Origin of the sequence: Adlercreutzia sp. ZJ473, from assembly GCF_013185065.1 — a bacterium.
Taxonomy (GTDB): domain Bacteria; phylum Actinomycetota; class Coriobacteriia; order Coriobacteriales; family Eggerthellaceae; genus CAAEEV01.
This window is the reverse complement of record NZ_JAAVTO010000037.1, coordinates 13,633-30,018: the sequence shown is the minus strand read 5'-3', so window position 1 is coordinate 30,018 and position 16,386 is coordinate 13,633. Positions and strand designations below refer to the sequence as shown.

The 16,386-nt window shown below is 68.3% G+C and carries 13 protein-coding genes and 1 pseudogene; 13 read left to right on the top strand and 1 reads right to left on the bottom strand.

Features of this window, described 5'->3' with window-relative positions; genetic code table 11:
* The 13 genes and pseudogenes from HRL41_RS08110 to HRL41_RS08050 all read left to right on the top strand — a co-directional run.
* Positions 1-534, top strand: a pseudogene (locus HRL41_RS08110) (hypothetical protein); the annotation flags it as partial.
* 63 nt (positions 535-597) lie between these two features.
* The gene (locus HRL41_RS08105; RefSeq protein WP_172136329.1) at positions 598-906 is read left to right on the top strand and encodes a YbaB/EbfC family nucleoid-associated protein; all 309 of its coding nucleotides are present in this window, start codon (positions 598-600) and stop codon (positions 904-906) included.
* A gap of 3 nt (positions 907-909) precedes the next feature.
* The gene (gene recR, locus HRL41_RS08100) at positions 910-1,506 is read left to right on the top strand and encodes a recombination mediator RecR (RefSeq protein WP_172136328.1); all 597 of its coding nucleotides are present in this window, start codon (positions 910-912) and stop codon (positions 1,504-1,506) included.
* A gap of 404 nt (positions 1,507-1,910) precedes the next feature.
* Positions 1,911-2,753, top strand: coding sequence for a ModD protein (gene modD / locus HRL41_RS08095; protein ID WP_172136327.1), 843 nt, complete (start codon positions 1,911-1,913; stop codon positions 2,751-2,753).
* A 132-nt stretch (positions 2,754-2,885) separates the two neighbouring features.
* Positions 2,886-4,136 (top strand): molybdopterin-guanine dinucleotide biosynthesis protein B, encoded by a 1,251-nt coding sequence (gene mobB / locus HRL41_RS08090; RefSeq protein ID WP_172136326.1) that lies wholly within the window; start codon positions 2,886-2,888, stop codon positions 4,134-4,136.
* Between the two features lie 12 nt (positions 4,137-4,148).
* A complete protein-coding gene (locus tag HRL41_RS08085; protein WP_172136325.1) occupies positions 4,149-5,438 on the top strand; it encodes a 4Fe-4S binding protein in 1,290 nt (429 codons plus the stop codon).
* A gap of 545 nt (positions 5,439-5,983) precedes the next feature.
* Positions 5,984-6,847 carry an amino acid ABC transporter substrate-binding protein gene (locus HRL41_RS08080; protein WP_165172913.1) on the top strand — a complete coding sequence of 288 codons (864 nt, stop codon included), beginning with the start codon at positions 5,984-5,986 and terminating at the stop codon, positions 6,845-6,847.
* Positions 6,848-7,207: 360 nt separating this feature from the next.
* Entirely contained in the window at positions 7,208-7,861 is a 654-nt protein-coding gene (locus tag HRL41_RS08075; RefSeq protein WP_172136332.1) for an amino acid ABC transporter permease, read from the top strand.
* Positions 7,854-8,624 (top strand): amino acid ABC transporter ATP-binding protein, encoded by a 771-nt coding sequence (locus tag HRL41_RS08070; RefSeq protein ID WP_165172911.1) that lies wholly within the window; start codon positions 7,854-7,856, stop codon positions 8,622-8,624. Before HRL41_RS08075 ends, HRL41_RS08070 begins: the two co-directional genes overlap by 8 nt.
* A gap of 335 nt (positions 8,625-8,959) precedes the next feature.
* Positions 8,960-10,462: a S1C family serine protease gene (locus HRL41_RS08065; protein WP_172136324.1), complete on the top strand. Its 1,503-nt coding sequence runs from the start codon at positions 8,960-8,962 to the stop codon at positions 10,460-10,462.
* Positions 10,463-10,967: 505 nt separating this feature from the next.
* Complete coding sequence (locus HRL41_RS08060; RefSeq protein ID WP_216662594.1) at positions 10,968-12,668, top strand: amino acid permease; 1,701 nt, start codon at positions 10,968-10,970, stop codon at positions 12,666-12,668.
* A complete protein-coding gene (locus HRL41_RS08055) occupies positions 12,661-14,163 on the top strand; it encodes a glutamate decarboxylase (protein WP_172136323.1) in 1,503 nt (500 codons plus the stop codon). The genes HRL41_RS08060 and HRL41_RS08055 overlap by 8 nt, the downstream gene beginning before the upstream one ends.
* Positions 14,164-14,248: 85 nt before the next feature.
* The gene (locus tag HRL41_RS08050; RefSeq protein ID WP_172136322.1) at positions 14,249-15,427 is read left to right on the top strand and encodes a pyridoxal phosphate-dependent aminotransferase; all 1,179 of its coding nucleotides are present in this window, start codon (positions 14,249-14,251) and stop codon (positions 15,425-15,427) included.
* Positions 15,428-15,755: 328 nt separating this feature from the next.
* Here HRL41_RS08050 and HRL41_RS08045 read toward each other — a convergent pair whose 3' ends face one another.
* A complete protein-coding gene (locus HRL41_RS08045) occupies positions 15,756-16,298 on the bottom strand; it encodes a flavodoxin family protein (protein ID WP_172136321.1) in 543 nt (180 codons plus the stop codon).
* Positions 16,299-16,386 lie beyond the last annotated feature (88 nt).

The window sequence follows — 16,386 nt, the reverse complement described above, 5'->3', positions numbered from 1 at the left end:
GAGGCCGCGCCGCAAGCTGCGCGGCCGTCTGGCCAGGCTCGCCCGCGCCCTGCGGCCGACTCCGCGGCCCAGCGCCCCTCAGCCGGCCCCGAGCCGCGCGTCGACGTCGCCACGCAGGCCACGCCGCCCGCGCCCTACGAGACGCCCACCGGCTACGCGGGCTTCGACGACCTGGTCCCGCTCGACGCCTACGACGACATGGTTCCCTACGACGACGCCGACGTCTACGAGCCCGCTTTCGAGCCGACGTTCGAGCCTGCTTCCGCGGCCGCGGCTTTCGCCCCAGGGCAGCAGCCCGCTGCCTCCGTTCGCCAGCCTGACCCCGCGGCTTCCGCCCGCGACCAGCAGCGTCCGCAGCCCGCCCAGACGGCCCGCAGCGCGCAGCCCGCCCAGACGGCCCGCAGCGCGCAGCCTGCCCGCGACCAGCGGCCCCAGCCGGCCTCCGCCGGCCCCGAGCCCTCGATGGCCGACCTCGACGCCATGCTTGCCTTCGGTTTCGGCGCAGACGTGTCTTTCACCGAGGTCAGGGAATAGCCTTTGCGGTACCATAGTCCCCACGCTTGAAAACTTCCGCCAACGTCACCGAAGGAGTGCCCCATGGATATGAAGAAGATGATGAAGCAGGCCCAGAAGATGCAGCTCGAGGCCGCGCGCGCCCAGGAGGAGATCGCGCAGATGGAGTTCACGGCCACCGCGGGCGGCGGCATGGTGAAGGTGTGCGCCAAGGGCGACATGACCATCAAGTCGGTGGAAGTCGACCCCGAGGCCGTCGACCCCGAGGACGTCGAGATGCTCGGCGACATGATCCTCGCGGCTGCCAACGAGGCGCTGCGCTCGGCCACCGAGGCCACCAACGCGCGCATGGGCGCCGTCATGGGCGGCATGAAGATTCCGGGCCTGATGTAGCGCATGCAGGCGGCGCCATCCATCCAGAAGCTGCTCGACGAGCTGGAGCGGCTGCCAGGCGTGGGCCCGAAGTCGGCCCAGCGCATGGCCTACTACCTGCTGAACGCCGACAAGGCGTCAGCCCTGCGGCTCGCCGAGGCCATCACCGAGGTGAAGGAGGCGGTGCGCTTCTGCAGCCGCTGCTTCAACTACGCGGAGGGCGAGCTGTGCGAGATCTGCGCCAGCTCCAAGCGCGACCAGAGCGCCATCTGCGTGGTCGAGGAGCCGCGCGACATCCCGCCCATCGAGCGCACGGCGGTGTTCGCGGGCGTGTACCACGTGCTCGGCGGCGCGCTCTCGCCGATGGAGGGCGTCGGCCCCGACGACCTGCGCGTGGCCGAGCTGCTCAAGCGCCTGGCCGCGGAGGACGTGACCGAGGTGGTGCTCGCCACCAACCCCAACATCGAGGGGGAGACCACGGCCGCCTACCTCGCGCGCCTCATCAAGCCGCTCGGCATCACGGTGACGCGCCCCGCGAGCGGCCTGCCCGTCGGCGGCGACCTCGAGTTCGCCGACGAGGTGACGCTCGGCCGCGCCCTCGAGGCTCGCCGCCCGCTGTAGGGGGCGCGGAAGCGCGCCCGATTCGCCGGCGTTCGCCTCGGCGCTCCGCGTCCCGATGTCGCGGCGCCTGAAAAAGATAAGGCACGTAACCTGCCATGCAGATCACGTGCCTTATAAGACAAAGAGCCCTGTCCCCTCCAAAAACAGAACCCTTATCTTCCCGAAGCAAGGTTCGCTTCTCGTAAATCGAATGTATTATAGCACCGTCTCCACATAATCCCAAGAGAAAATTCTTGCGCAGCGCACTTCTCAATGCACTATCCTGATATGCAGATAGATAGAGGAGGCGGCGGCGCGAGGCCGTGGCGGGAGCGCGCAGGCGGGGGCCGGGCGCGCCCGCAGGTGCGCCCGCAGGTGCGTCCCTGCGTGCCGAAACGCCGCCTGACCTGCGAGGAGGAGCTGCCATGCAATACTTTGCCGATGCGCGCATCGACCACTTCATCACCGAGGACCTGCCCTACGTCGACCTCACGTGCCAGGTGCTCGGCCTCTCGGACGCGCCGGGTGAGATGGAGTACTTCACGCGCGAGGACTGCGTGCTCGCGGGCGTGGCGGTGGTGCGCCGCATGATGGCGAAGCTCGGCTGCGAGGTGGTGGGCGCGCGGGCCGACGGCGACCGCGTGAGCGCGGGCGAGGCGCTCATGCGCGTGCGCGGAGGCGCCGAGCAGCTGCACGCGGCGTGGAAGGCGTGCCTGAACGTGTTCGACCACCTGTCGGCCGTGGCCACCAAGACGCGCCGCATGGTCGACGCGGCGCACTCCGCGAACCCGCGCTGCGAGGTGCTCACCACGCGCAAGTCCATGCCGGGTGTGAAGGACCTGCTCACCTACGCGGTGGTGGCGGGAGGCGCCTACCCGCACCGCCTGGGACTCTCCGAGACGATCATCGTGTTCAGCCACCACCTCACGTTCATGGGCGGCTTCGACGCCTTCGTCGAGCGGCTCCCCGAGATCAAGGCGCGCTGCGTGGAGAAGAAGATCTTCGTCGAGGCCGACGCCGAGCAGGCGCGCGTCCTCGCGCGCGCGGGCGTCGACGGCATCCAGCTCGACAAGGTTCCCGCTGGCGAGCTGGGGCTGCTGGTGCACGAGCTGCGCGCGGTCAACCCGGCCGCCACGCTCATCGCCGCCGGCGGCATCAACCCCGAAAACGCCGCCGCCTACGCCGCCACGGGCGTCGACGGCCTGGCCACCACGGCGCCCTTCAGCGCGAAGCCCCTCGACATGAGCGTCCGCATGCGCGCGCGGTAAGTGCAAAGCGCTGGCGCGCGTGCGCAAGCGCTTCGCGGTATCGTGTTATACTCGTTCGCGATATAAGGAAGCAGGGTCGTGGGGCGCCCAGGCGAGCTGCGACGCTGCGAGGTTCAGGGGTTGAGGGGCATCATGGTCAACGTTCCAAGTCCGGCGATCTCCATCGTGGGTCGCCATAATTCCGGGAAAACCACGCTCATCGAGCAGGTCATCGCCGAGCTGGTGGCGCGCGGGCACGACGTGGGGTCGGTCAAGCACCACTCCCACGCGAGCTTCGACATCGACCATCCCGGCAAGGACTCCTATCGCCACCGCGCGGCCGGCGCGAGCGAGACGGTCATCGCCTCGCCCACCATGATGGCGCGCGTCAAGACGCTCGGCGAGGAGGCGGAGTGCTCCGACATCGTGCGCTCCATGCCCGGCCACGACATCATCGTGGTGGAGGGCTACCGCAAGAGCGGCCTGCCCACCATCGAGATCATGCGCTCGGGCAACCCGGCTGACGTGAGCGTGGCAGGCGCGTTCATCGAGGGCGCCCGCGCCGGCGCCTCGCTCGGCACCGACTTCACGCAGGCCTCGCGCGGGGACGCCGCCTTCGCGGCCGACCTCGAGCACAAGATGCCCACGTCGGACACGGTCGCCATCGTGACCGACATCCCCGAGGCGCGCCAGGCGGCGCTGCTGTTCAACATCCCGGCGTTCGCGCTCGACGACATCGCGGGCATCGCCGACTTCCTCGAGGAGCACTACGTGCGCCCGCGCGTGACGGTGGTCATCCAGGCGGGCGGCGAGAGCCGCCGCATGGGCCGCTCGAAGGCCACGGTGCCCTTCGCGGGCCGCCCGCTCATCTGCCGGCTCGTCGAGCGGCTCGCGCCGGCGGCTGACGAGCTTCTGATCACCACCAACGAGGCCGACGGCCTCGCCTTCCTCGCCGAGGAGTACCCCGAGCTCGACATCAAGCTCGTGGGCGACGCCTTCGACTTCCGCGGTGCCCTGCCGGGCCTCTACACCGCGCTGCAGTCCGCGCGCAACCCGTACGTGGCCGTGGTGGCGTGCGACATGGTGTTCGCCAGCGCGAGCTTGGTGGTGGCCGAGTCGCTCATGATGGCGGAGACCGGCGCCGACGTGGTGGTTCCCGTGAACAAGCACGGGTTCGAGCCCTTCCACGCGCTCTACCGCAAGAGCGGCTGCGTGCCCGCGGTGCGCCGCGCGCTCGACGCCGGCGAGAAGCGCGCGCAGGCGTTCTTCGACGACCCCGCGGTGCGCGTGGCGGAGTTCTCGCAGGAGCGCGTGCTGGCGGCCGAGCCGCGCGGCGGCTGCTTCATCAACGCGAACACGCCTGACGAGCTCAAGCGCCTCGAAGACTCCTACCTCGGTGAATAGGCGGTTTTGACGATGCCCACGATCAACGACGTCATGGAGATGGCCGAGCTTCTGCGCAGCAAGTCGGTCGTGGCCGTCGAGGACCACTGCGTGGCGGTGCGCAACCGCAACGCGTCGTGCCGCCTCTGCGCCGACGCGTGCATCGCCGACGCGATCACCGTGGGGAAGAACGAGCTTGCCATCGACGCGGGCGCGTGCGTGGCGTGCGGCGCGTGCGTGGCGGTCTGCCCCACGGCAGCGCTCGTGTCGCTCGACCCCATGGACGAGGACCTGGCCGTGGCCGTGGCGGGCGCCGTGGCCCAGACGGGCACGGGCACGGCGTGCGTCGCGTGCGCGCGCATGGCCGCGCGCCAGCTCGGCGACCCGGAGAAGTTCGCGTGCGTGCCGTGTCTGGGGCGCGTGACCGAGTCGCTCATCGTGGGGCTCGCGGCGCACGGCATCGAGGACATCGTGCTGGTGGACGGCACGTGCGCCACGTGCAAGTACGGCGCGGTCTCGCCGGCGGTCGACGAGACGGTCGACGCTGCGGCGTCGCTGCTCGAGGCGGTGGACGCGCCCGTCGTCATCGCGCGCGCCTCCGAGTTCCCGCCCGAGCTGCTCGCCCATGACGCGCTCGCCGTGCGCCGCGCCGCGCGGCGCGGGTTCTTCACGCAGGCGGGCGGCTACGCGAAGAACGTCACCATGACGGTGGCCGAGAAGGCCGTGGCCGACGCGCTCCACCAGGACCAGAAGCAGAAGCTGCGCACGCTGCGCGAGCGGCTCGGCGCGGGGAAGAGCGGCAAGATGCCCACCTTCGTGCCCGAGCGCAACATGCGCATCATGGACGCGCTCTGCCAGGTGGGGGAGCGCACCGGCGCGCTCGAGGCGATCATGCGGGCGGCCGAGGAGGGTGAGGCTGTCGCGAACGCCGGCGCCGACGCCGCCGTTGCGCCCACTGACGCTGCAAACCCCGCGACCCCCGCTGCTCTCTCCGCGCCCGTCCTCAGCACGCGGCACTTCGGCGCGCTCTCCATCGACGCCGAGAAGTGCTCGGGCTGCGGGATGTGCGTGATGTTCTGCCCCACCGAGGCGCTCAAGTACTCCACGCTCGAGGAGCCGGCCGACGAGGACCTGCGCTACCTCGAGTTCCAGGCTGCCGACTGCACCCAGTGCCGGCTGTGCGTCGACGTGTGCCTGCGCCACTGCATCGAGCTGTCGCGCGAGGTGCCGGTGCCCGAGCTCTTCGACTTCGAGCCGCGCCTGGTGGAGATCCCTCGCCCGAAGAAGCCCGCCAAGCTCTTCAACCGCAATCGCAACCGCTAGGGAAACGCTGGTCAATTCCGCCATCCCTGAATCCGCATGACGGTGCCCAGCGGCCTCAGGTCTCGTTTCGCGCGTCATACGCACTCTCAGCCTTTGGTCCTGGGCATCCGCCCAGCGGCCTCAAGGCAAGGCAGCCTTGGTCGGCGTTTCCCTCGTCGCACCGCATGCGCGTGGAAGGGGCGTCATCTGGGGCTCCTCGCCGCGGGTTTTGCCCCGGCTCGTCACGTTCCCCGTTGCAAACATGCGAGAAACACGCGATCTGATACCTGCGCGCCGTGCGTCAAGCTGGCTGCTCATGTCAAGATGTAATGAACGCATGTTTAATTGTCATGAACGCTGTACTGATGACGAGGTATTCGCTTCACGTGGTGCTGAGCGGTATCAGATCGCGTGTTTCTCGCCCTTTGGGAAGCGCGCGCGTGCATTTCGCGCCGCTGTGGTATACTTTCAAGCGCTCTATCGCTTTATCGTGATAAAGTGAAGGCAAAGCGGGGCGCCGCAGGGTGGTGCTTCGCGTGAAGGAACGCTTTCTCAGGAGGAACGGAATGAAGAAGAAGATCACAACGCTCGTCGCGGCCGTTGCCGTGCTGAGCCTGAGCGCGCTCATGCTGGCGGGCTGCTCGAGCAGCAACGCGAGCTCGAGCGCCGCAAGCTCCGCGAGCTCTGCCGCCGACAAGGCCGCGACCGAGACCACCAAGCTCGTCGTCGGCTTCGACAACGCCTACCCGCCGTACGGCTTCATCGGCGACGACGGCAAGGAAACCGGCTTCGACCTCGACCTCGCCGCCGAGGTCGCCAAGCGCAACGGCTGGGAGTACGAGCAGCAGGCCATCGACTGGGATGCCAAGGACGCGCTGCTGAACCAGGGCACCATCAACTGCATCTGGAACGGCTTCACCATGGAGGGCCGCGAGGCTGACTACACCTTCTCCGAGCCCTACATGCTCAACGAACAGGTCATCGTGGTGAAGAAGGGCTCCGACGTCAAGGCGCTCGAGGACCTCGCCGGCAAGACGGTCATCACGCAGGTTGACTCCGCCGCGCTCGACGTGCTCGAGAACGACGAGGAGGGCGGCCAGGCCGCGCTCGCCGCGACCTTCGCCGAGCTGCAGACCATCGGCGACTACAACAACGCCTTCATGCAGCTCGAGTCCGGCATGGTTGACGCCGTCGCGTGCGACCTGTCCATCGCCGCCTACCAGATGTCCGCCAACCCCGACGCGTACGTGCAGATCGAGGAGCCGCTGAGCTCCGAGCACTACGCGGTGGGCGTGAAGAAGGGCGACACCGAGATGGCCGACCAGATCACCGCCACGCTGAAGGAGATGTACGAGGACGGCACCGTCGAGGAGCTGTGCAAGAAGTACGAGGAGTACGGCCTCACCTTCGACAACTGGATCCTGAAGTAGGAAAGCAAGCTCGAACGGCTTTAGGAGCCGAGCTCGTCGCGAAGCGGGCGGGGGCGCGTGCCCTCGCCCCCTTCGCGTGTTTTGAGGGCTTTTGCGTTTGCCGCGGAATCGACAAGGCGGCGCGTGGCGCGGCGCTGTGCGGCACTGTGCGGAGCGGACATAGCGCGCGTGGCGCGGACGCGGTTCGCGCGGACGTGCGCTACGGGCAACGTGGTGCGGACGGCGTGTGGGCGCGAGCGACACGGCGCCGCGAGCGCGGCGCGGTTCGCGCGGCGGCACGGCACGACGATGTCGCGGCAAGCGCAAGGCAACATACGAGAGGGGTAGCGCGTGGAATTTCTTGACGCTCTTCTGAAGGGGATGAGCTTCGACGTGATGATGGGCCTTCTGGGCAACGGCCTCATCATGACCTCGAAGATCTTCATCGTGACGCTCATCGGGTCTCTGCCGTTGGGCGTGGTGATCGCGCTCGCGCGCATGAGCAAGTTCAAGCCGCTCTCGTGGCTGGCGCAGCTCTACATCTCCATCCTGCGCGGCACGCCGCTCATGCTGCAGCTCATGGCCATCATGTTCGGCCCGTACTACCTGTTCGGCCTGCAGATGGGCCCTGACTGGAAGTTCATGGCCTGCTACATCGGCTTCATCCTGAACTACGCGGCCTACTTCGCCGAGATCTACCGCTCGGGCATCCAGTCGATCCCGCAGGGGCAGTACGAGGCGGCGAGCGTGCTGGGCTACACGCGCGCGCAGACGTTCATGAAGATCGTGCTGCCGCAGGTCATCAAGCGCATCCTGCCCGCCATGGGCAACGAGATCATCACGCTGGTGAAGGACACCTCGCTCGCCTTCGTGCTGGGCATCATGGAGATGTTCACGCAGGCCAAGGCCATCGCCGCCAGCCAGGTGAGCATGCTGCCCTACGTGGTGGCCGCGCTCATCTACTGGGTGTGCTGCCTCGTGATCGAATTCATCCTGAACCGCGTCGAGAAGAAGCTGGACTACTACCATGACTAACGCCGTTGTAAAGTTGGAGCATGCTCGGAAGAGCTTCGGGGACAACGAGGTGCTCAAGGACATCTCGCTCACGGTGAGCAAGGGCGACGTGCTGGCGATCATCGGCCCGTCGGGCGGCGGCAAGTCGACGCTGCTGCGCTGCCTCACCATGCTCGAGACGCTCGACGCGGGCAGCCTGAGCTACGGCGACCTGTCCGTGACCACCACCGACGCGCAGGGGCGCGCGGTCTACGGCGGCGCGGACGTGATCCGCGAGGCGAAGACGCGCTTCGGCCTGGTGTTCCAGAGCTTCAACCTGTTCCCGCACTACACGGTGCTCAAGAACGTCACCGACGCGCTCATCTGCGTGCAGAAGATGCCCAAGGACGCGGCGCTCGCGCGCGGGCGCGAGCTTCTGGCGAAGATGGGCCTCTCGGGCAAGGAGGACATGGTGCCGTGCGACCTGTCGGGCGGCCAGCAGCAGCGCGTGGCCATCGCACGCGCCCTCGCCATGAACCCCGACGTGCTGTACTTCGACGAGCCCACGAGCGCGCTGGACCCCGAGCTCACGCGCGAGGTGCTGAAGGTCATCCGCGAGCTGGCGGCCGAGCGCATGACCATGGTGATCGTCACGCACGAGATGAGCTTCGCGCGTGACGTGGCTGACCAGCTCATCTTCATGGACGGCGGCGTCATCGTGGAGCAGGGCCGCGCGAGCGACGTCATCAACAACCCCGAGCACGAGCGCACGAAGGCGTTTCTTTCCAACTACCAGCAGGGGTAGGGAAGGGGCGGTGGCCCGCCGGCGCGGGCGCGCGGGAAAGCGGACGCGCGGGCGCAAGCGCGGGCAGCAGCGCGCCGGCGGGCGGGCGCGCGACACCGCCGCCTCGTCCAGCCCGCCTGCGCCGACGGCCCGCGCCTCCTGGCGTGCGCCAGGCGAAGTACATCCATGACGTAAAGGTGACGATTGCGCGGCGGCGCGCCATCTCGTGTGTTCGGAATGATAAGGTGAGTCCGTCAATTGGAATTGCCTCGCGGGGCATAACTCGGGCCGACCTCCACGGCGTCCCGCGCAGCGGTTCTCGACGTGACGGACATCGAGCTTAAGGAGCATGTTACATGACGGATGCGAACAACACCCCCTCGGGGAGCGGCTACCCCAGCCAGCCGGGCCCCGCGGGTCAGCAGGGCTATCCGGGCGCGCCTTCCGCGCAGCCTGCGCCCCGCCACTCGGCGTATCACTCAGCGTACCAGTCGACCTACCAGCAGGGCGGCGCGGGCTACGCTGCGCCTGCGGGCGCTTCCGCCTCATCGGGCGGCATGGGCGCCGGCGTCCCCGGCGGCGCGCCGCATGGCCCGCAGCGAAAGAAGGGCTCGGCGGGCAAGACCTTCCTCGTGGCGTTCGCGGGCGCGCTGCTCGCCTGCGTGCTGGCCTTCGGCGTCGCCGGCGTGGTCGGCCTGGTGAACGACGGCGGCACGTCGGGCGGCGCCTCGCTGGGCGCCTCCACCTCGGCGCCGGTTGACGCGGGCGAGGCCGACGCGACGCTGCCCGAGGCCGTGGCGGCCAAGTGCCTGCCCTCCGTGGCGGCCATCGACGTGTACGCGAGCGCCGCGAGCAACGCGCTTCCGTTCGGCTTCGGCACCGGGCAGGGCCAGAACGCCGGTGAGCTCACGCAGAGCTCGCTGGGCTCGGGCGTGGTGCTGACGGCTGACGGCTACATCATCACGAACTACCACGTGGTGGAAGGCGGCGAGGCCTACCAGGTGACGGTGGGCGGCGAGACGTACGACGCGGAGCTCGTGGGCTCTGACCCCAGCTCTGACGTGGCGGTCCTGAAGGCGAAGGGCGCCTCGGGCCTGACGGCCATCGAGATCGGCGACTCGGACAACCTGACCATCGGCGAGTGGGTCATGTCGATCGGCAGCCCGTTCGGCCTCGAGCAGTCGGTGGCCACGGGCATCGTGTCGGCCACGAGCCGCTCGCAGATCATGGAGCCCTCGACCGACATGTACGGCAACAGCACGGGCGAGTACACCATCTACCCCAACATGATCCAGACTGACGCGGCCATCAACCCCGGCAACTCCGGCGGCGCGCTCGTTGACGCCGAGGGCAAGCTCATCGGCATCAACACGCTCATCACGTCGTACTCGGGCAACTACTCGGGCGTGGGCTTCGCCATCCCGGTGAACTACGCCATCAGCCTGGCCCAGCAGATCATCGACGGCAAGACGCCCACCCACGCGCAGCTCGGCGTGTCGATGACCACAGTGAACCCCTCGATTGCGAAGCGCTACGGGCTCGCGGCGGAGGAGGGCGCCTACGTGTCGGCGGTGAGCGCGGGCTCGGGCGCCGCCGAGGCGGGCATCGAGGCGGGCGACATCATCACGTCGTTCGACGGGAAGGCCGTGGAGAGTGCGTCCGACCTGATGCTCGACGTGCGGGCGAAGAACCCGGGCGACGTGGTGACGGTCACGGTGAACCGCGACGGCGCGACGAAGGACCTGCAGGTGACGCTGGGCTCCGACGAGTCGAGCATGAGTGCCATGCAACAGCAGGGCGGGGACCTGCTCGACATGCTGCGGGGCGGCGCGGGCTCCGGCTCGGGTGACGCCGCGTAGCGCGAAGGCGCCCTGCGCACGACGCACGACACGCGGCATGTGACGCACGACGTACGACTCACGACTCACGACTCACGACAGCCCCATCGTTCGTCCCTTTCTCCGGCAGCGCCCCTCCTGCGAGGGGCGCTGCTGCGTATATTGGCCGCATGCCGGAAGGGCGTGCAAGAAATAGGCTGCGTTTTGGCAGAAATCTTCAGATGTTTGTCAATGCAAAGGCTCGATGGCCTCCCATGGGGCCTGTTGACGGCAAGGGGTGCGGCAAAACACCAGGTCGGCTTTTTTAGCGTCGCGTAAAATGCTGCCGAAAGGCATGTTTGCATACCCGGGCATGCAAATATCTGAAGATTTCTGCCAAAATTCACTGATTTTTTTGCACGCCCCCTTTAACGCGCGGCCAACGGGGGGATTACCCGTCGTCAAGGGGCGTGCCGCAGCGGGCCGCCGCCGCCGGCGCGCGTGCTAGAACTTCTTTTACTCGCATCCTCGTGAAAGGAGTTTGAGCATGAGCGAGCCTCGCATCTCACCTCGCCGGCCGCGGGCGGCTCGGCCGGCTGCCGAGCAGTCGCTGACGTTCTTCGGGTTCTTCGCCATCACGGCCTCCATGGTGATGACGGTGTACGAGTACCCCACGTTCGCCTCGTCGGGGCTGAGCCTCGTGTTCTTCCTCGTGGCGGGCGGCGTGCTGTGGTTTCTGCCCGTCGCCCTGTGCGCGGCCGAGATGGCCACGGTGCGCGGCTGGGAGTCGGGCGGCATCTTCGCCTGGGTGGGCAACACGCTCGGGCGGCGCTGGGGCTTCGCGGCGCTGTTCTACCAATGGTTCCAGATCACCGTGGGGTTCGTCACCATGTGCTTCTTCATGCTGGCGGCCCTCGCGTTCGTGGTGGGGTGGGACGCGCTCTACCGCAACCCGCTCGTGATGTTCGCGGGCGTGGCCGTGATCGTGTGGGTGCTCACGCTCACCCAGCTCGGCGGCACGCGCCTCACCGCGCGCATCTCGAAGATCGGCTTTCTGCTCGGCATCGTGCTGCCCGTGCTCGTGCTGGCGACGGGGCTCGTCGCCTACTTCGCCACGGGCGGCACCTCGGCGCTCGCCTTCGACGCGGCGAAGCTCGTGCCCGACTTCGGCAACGTGGACACGCTCGTGATCTTCGCGTCGTTCATCCTGGCCTACATGGGCGTGGAGGCATCGGCCTCGCACGTGAACGAGCTGGAGAACCCCCACCGCGACTACCCGCTCGCGATGATCGTGCTGTGCGTGATGGCCATCGCCTTCGACGCGCTCGGCGGCATGGCGGTCGCCACCACGCTTCCCGCGAGCACGCTCGACGGCAACATGAGCTTCGGCGTGATCGAGGCGTTCCGCGCCATCTTCGAGACGCACTTCGGCATGGGCTGGCTGGTGTACGCGATGGCCGTGCTGCTGGCGCTCGGCGTGCTGGCCGAGATCTCCGCGTGGATCGTGGGCCCGTCGCGCGCGCTTCTGGAGACCGCGAAGGAGGGCATCATCCCGCCGTCGTTCGCGAAGGTGAACAAGCACGGCGTGTCGGTGAAGACGGTGCTGATCCAGGCGGGCATCGTGACGTTCTGGGACGCGGTGCTGTGCGGGTCGATGGCTTTGTCGGGCGGCTCGAGCTCGTCGGTGGCGTACCTGACGGCCATCGGGCTCACCGTGGTGATCTACCTGGTGGGATACGTGCTGTTCTTCCTCGGGTACTTCGACCTGGTGCTGCGGAAGAGGAGCCTGCCGCGGTCGTTCCAGCTGCCGGGCGGCGTGCCGGGCAAGGTCGTGGTGGCCGGCGCGGGCCTGCTCATGACGGTGGCCACGCTCGTGATCTCGTTCTTCCCCTCCTCGGAGCTCTCGGCGCAGGAGAACCTGGTGTACGAGGTCACGCTGGCTGCGAGCTTCGCGGCGTCGGTTGCCGTCCCGTTCGTGGTATACGGCCTGCGTCGCCGCTGGGGAGGCGACGCGCCGGGAGCGCCCGCGGGTCCGGGAGCGCCCGGCACGCGCAAGGCGCCCGCAGGTCCGGCGGCGCCTGCGCCTGCGAGCTCGAGAGCGCCCGTGCCCGCAGGTCCGGCGGCGCCCGCGCCCGCGGGCCCGACTGCTGCCGCCGCGATCCCGCCTCATCAGGCCGCGCGCCGCGTGGCGCGCACCTTCCCCACGCCCCTGAAGTCCATCGCTCGAAAGGAGAGCACCCATGCCTAGCACCGCCCACACCGCCCTCGTCGACCTGAACGCGCGCACGGGGCTTGCGAGCCCCATCTTCGGGTCGGTGGCCGCCGACGTGGAGATGCCCACCACGCGCCTGGCCGCCGACCCCGTTGACCCGCGCGTGGCCAGCGAGATGATCCGCGAGTACCTCTCCACCGAGGGCAACGCGCACCAGAACCTCGCCACGTTCGTGCAGACCTACATGGAGCCCGAGGCCGCGCGCCTCATGGCCGAGACGCTCGAGAAGAACGCCATCGACAAGGACGAGTACCCCATGACGGCCGACCTGGAGAACCGCTGCGTGGCCATCATCGAGGACTTGTGGCACGCGAACCCCGACGAGCACCCCATGGGGACCTCCACGGTGGGCTCGTCCGAGGCGTGCATGCTCGGCGGGCTGGGGATGCTCTTCCGCTGGAAGAGGCTCGCGCGCGCCGCAGGCGTCGACGTGTGCGGCGAGGTGCGCCCGAACCTCGTGATCAGCGCGGGGTACCAGGTGTGCTGGGAGAAGTTCTGCCGCTACTGGGACGTGGAGATGCGCACGGTGCCGCTTGACGAGGGCCATCTCTCGCTTGACGCGCAGGCCGCGCTCAAGCTCGTGGACGACCGCACCATCGGCGTCGTGGCCATCCTCGGGATCACCTACACGGGCCGCTACGACGACGTGGCGGCGCTCGACGAGGCGCTCGGGCGCTACAACGAGGGCGCGCGCGTGCCGGTGCGCATCCACGTGGACGGCGCGTCGGGCGCGATGGTGGCGCCGTTCGTGGAGCCTGACCTTGAGTGGGACTTCCGCCTGCCCAACGTGTGGTCGATCTCCACGTCGGGTCACAAGTACGGGCTGGTGTACCCGGGCATCGGCTGGGTGGTGTGGCGCTCGCGCGAGGCGCTGCCCGAGGACCTCGTCTTCTGGGTGAGCTACCTGGGCGGCGAGGAGGCCACCATGGCCATCAACTTCTCGCGCTCGGCCGCGCAGATCGTGGGGCAGTACTACGTGTTCATGCGCAACGGCTTTGCGGGCTACAAGGAGGTGCACGAGCGCACGCTCGACGTGGCGCGGCACCTGGCGCAGGCCATCGAGACCATGGGCGTGTTCGAGCTGTACGAGGCGGCGAACGAGGTTCCCATCGTGTGCTGGACGCTGAAGGAGGGCGCGCAGCGCAGCTGGACGCTGCACGACCTGGACGAGCGCCTGCGCATCCACGGCTGGCAGGTGCCCGCCTACCCGCTGCCGGCGAACCTGGAGCACGTGACGGTGCAGCGCATCGTGGCGCGCGCGGATCTGTCGATGACGCTCGCGGACAAGCTCATCCGCGACATGCAGGCCGAGATCGCCCATCTGGACATGGTGACTGGGAAGGAGGAGCCGGCTGCCGGCGTGGGCGCAGACGGCGGCGTGGGCGCGAGCGCGGCTGCCAGCGTGGGCACAGACGGCGGCGCCCCTGACCCTGCCCGCCGGAAAGCCGCCTTCGACCACTCGGGCCGCTAATGCCCGGGTAATTCCCGCCTGACCAAGCCCAGCCCGCACGATAAGTATTATTCTGTTCTCGCACTTGGAAAACGGAAGGATACTCATGATCAACGAGAGAATGTTCGACCTGGGCGACGAGCCCAGCGCGATTCGCGAGCTGTTCTCCTACGGGCTGGGCCGCAAGGCCGAGATCGGCGCGGAGAACGTGTTCGACTACAGCATCGGCAACCCCAGCGTCCCCGCGCCGGCCAAGGTGCGCGACACCATCCTCGGGCTCATGGACGAGGACCCGGTGGCGCTGCACGGCTACACGCCGGCCTCGGGCGACCCGAAGGTGAAGCAGGTGGTGGCCGACCACATCCGCGCGAGCTACGGCGTGCCCGCCACCCCGGGCAACATCTACCTCACGGCGGGCGCGGCGGCGGGCATCGCCATCACGCTCACCGCCATCACCAACCCGGGTGACGAGGTCATCGTGATCTCGCCGTTCTTCCCCGAGTACTCCACGTGGATCGGCACCTGCGGCTGCACCCGCGTCGAGGTGCCGGCGCTCGTGCCGAGCTTCCAGATGGACGTGCCCGCCATCGAGGCCGCCATCACGGCGAAGACGAGCGCCGTCATCATCAACTCGCCGAACAACCCGGTGGGCGCGGTGTACACGCGCGAGAACCTCGAGGCTCTCGCCGCCATGCTCACGCGCAAGGAGTCCGAGCTCGGCCATCCGATCTACCTGATCAGCGACGAGCCGTACCGCGAGATCACCTACGGCAAGGAAGTGCCCTACGTGCCGTGCGTGTACCCGCGCACCATCGTGTGCTACTCGTACTCGAAGTCGCTGTCGCTGCCGGGCGAGCGCATCGGCTACATCTACGTGTCCGACTACATGGACGACGCGAAGAGGGTGTCGGTGGCCGTCGCGGGCGCGGGCCGCGCGCTCGGCTACATCTGCGCGCCGGTGCTGCTGCAGCGCGTGATCGCCGCGTGCATCGCCGAGCCCTCCGACGTGGAGGCGTACGCCGCGAACCGTCGCATCCTCACCGAGGGCCTCTCCGCGCTCGGCTACGAGTACGTGGAGCCTGACGGCGCGTTCTACCTGTGGGTCAAGGCGCTCGAGGACGACGCGCAGGCGTTCTCCGACCGCGCCAAGCAGTTCGAGCTGCTGCTCGTGCCCTCCGACAGCTTCGGCTGCCCCGGCTGGGTGCGCCTGTCCTACTGCATCGCCCGCGACACCATCGAGCGCTCGATGCCGGCCTTCAAGCAGCTCATGGAGAGCTACCGGTAAGCAGGCCGCGCGTGAGCTGCGTGTGAGCCGCGCGCAGATGCCGGCGAGCGCGCGTGCAGGCCGCGCGCAAGCACATACGTGCGAGCCGTGCGCAAGCCGCGCGCGCAAGCGCCGCCCGTTGGCACGCCCGAAGGCGCCCCATACGGCATTCCAAGGGGCCGCGTCAGAGGTCTTGAGCAGCCCCTTGAGTCGCTCCCTATCGAGCTGAAAGAAAGAAACCCACCGCATATCGTGGTGGGTTTCTTGCTGATGGGGATTTTGCCCCAATCCCTTTCGCTCGGGCGAGCTCACCTCGTCGCGCGCTCGCCCCCTGTCGCCGTCGCCTGCGCTACGAGATGCTCGCGCCCAGATCGTAGGCTTGCTGCAGGCCGGGGTTGCCCGCGATGGCGCCCTTCTCGTACACGCTGTTCACAATGACCTCCCCGATGCTCTCCTGCTTGCAGTAGCTTGCGCATACCTTGTAGCTGTTCACCAGCGGCTCGCAGGTGGAGGCGTCCTTGTCCTCGAAGCAGAGGAGGAGCCCGATCTGCGGGATGTTGAACGGCTTGGCGATGCCGCAGAACATGCGGTCTTGGAAGGCGCGCAGCTGCGCGGGGAAGTTGTAGTAGTACATGGGCGTGGCGAACACGAGCACGTCGGCCTCGCGCAGCAGCGGGTAGAACTGCTGCATCTCGTCCTGCTGGACGCAGGCGCCATCGTGGCTGAAGCAGTACTCGCACGCCATGCAGCCGCCGATTTTCGCATGTCCCACGTCGATGCGCGTCACGCTGTTGCCGGCCGCCTCGGCGCCCTTGACGAACTCGTCTGCGAGCATGCTCGAGTTCCCGCCTTTGCGCGGGCTGGCATGTACCACCAAGATGTTCTTTGCCATGGAAACGCTCCTTGACCTCGTTGCCTCTCTCTTACGGCATTATAGCGCGCATGGCGGAGCACGTGGCAGGGGACGCACGGCGGAGCGC

Coding starts and splice junctions, on each gene's coding strand:
- HRL41_RS08080 (WP_165172913.1), top strand. CDS start 5,984: ATGAAGAAGAAGATCACAACGCTCGTCGCGGCCGTTGCCGTGCTGAGC.
- mobB (WP_172136326.1), top strand. CDS start 2,886: ATGGTCAACGTTCCAAGTCCGGCGATCTCCATCGTGGGTCGCCATAAT.
- HRL41_RS08070 (WP_165172911.1), top strand. CDS start 7,854: ATGACTAACGCCGTTGTAAAGTTGGAGCATGCTCGGAAGAGCTTCGGG.
- HRL41_RS08050 (WP_172136322.1), top strand. CDS start 14,249: ATGATCAACGAGAGAATGTTCGACCTGGGCGACGAGCCCAGCGCGATT.
- HRL41_RS08105 (WP_172136329.1), top strand. CDS start 598: ATGGATATGAAGAAGATGATGAAGCAGGCCCAGAAGATGCAGCTCGAG.
- HRL41_RS08045 (WP_172136321.1), bottom strand. CDS start 16,298: ATGGCAAAGAACATCTTGGTGGTACATGCCAGCCCGCGCAAAGGCGGG.
- HRL41_RS08060 (WP_216662594.1), top strand. CDS start 10,968: ATGAGCGAGCCTCGCATCTCACCTCGCCGGCCGCGGGCGGCTCGGCCG.
- HRL41_RS08065 (WP_172136324.1), top strand. CDS start 8,960: ATGACGGATGCGAACAACACCCCCTCGGGGAGCGGCTACCCCAGCCAG.
- recR (WP_172136328.1), top strand. CDS start 910: ATGCAGGCGGCGCCATCCATCCAGAAGCTGCTCGACGAGCTGGAGCGG.
- HRL41_RS08075 (WP_172136332.1), top strand. CDS start 7,208: ATGAGCTTCGACGTGATGATGGGCCTTCTGGGCAACGGCCTCATCATG.
- HRL41_RS08055 (WP_172136323.1), top strand. CDS start 12,661: ATGCCTAGCACCGCCCACACCGCCCTCGTCGACCTGAACGCGCGCACG.
- modD (WP_172136327.1), top strand. CDS start 1,911: ATGCAATACTTTGCCGATGCGCGCATCGACCACTTCATCACCGAGGAC.
- HRL41_RS08085 (WP_172136325.1), top strand. CDS start 4,149: ATGCCCACGATCAACGACGTCATGGAGATGGCCGAGCTTCTGCGCAGC.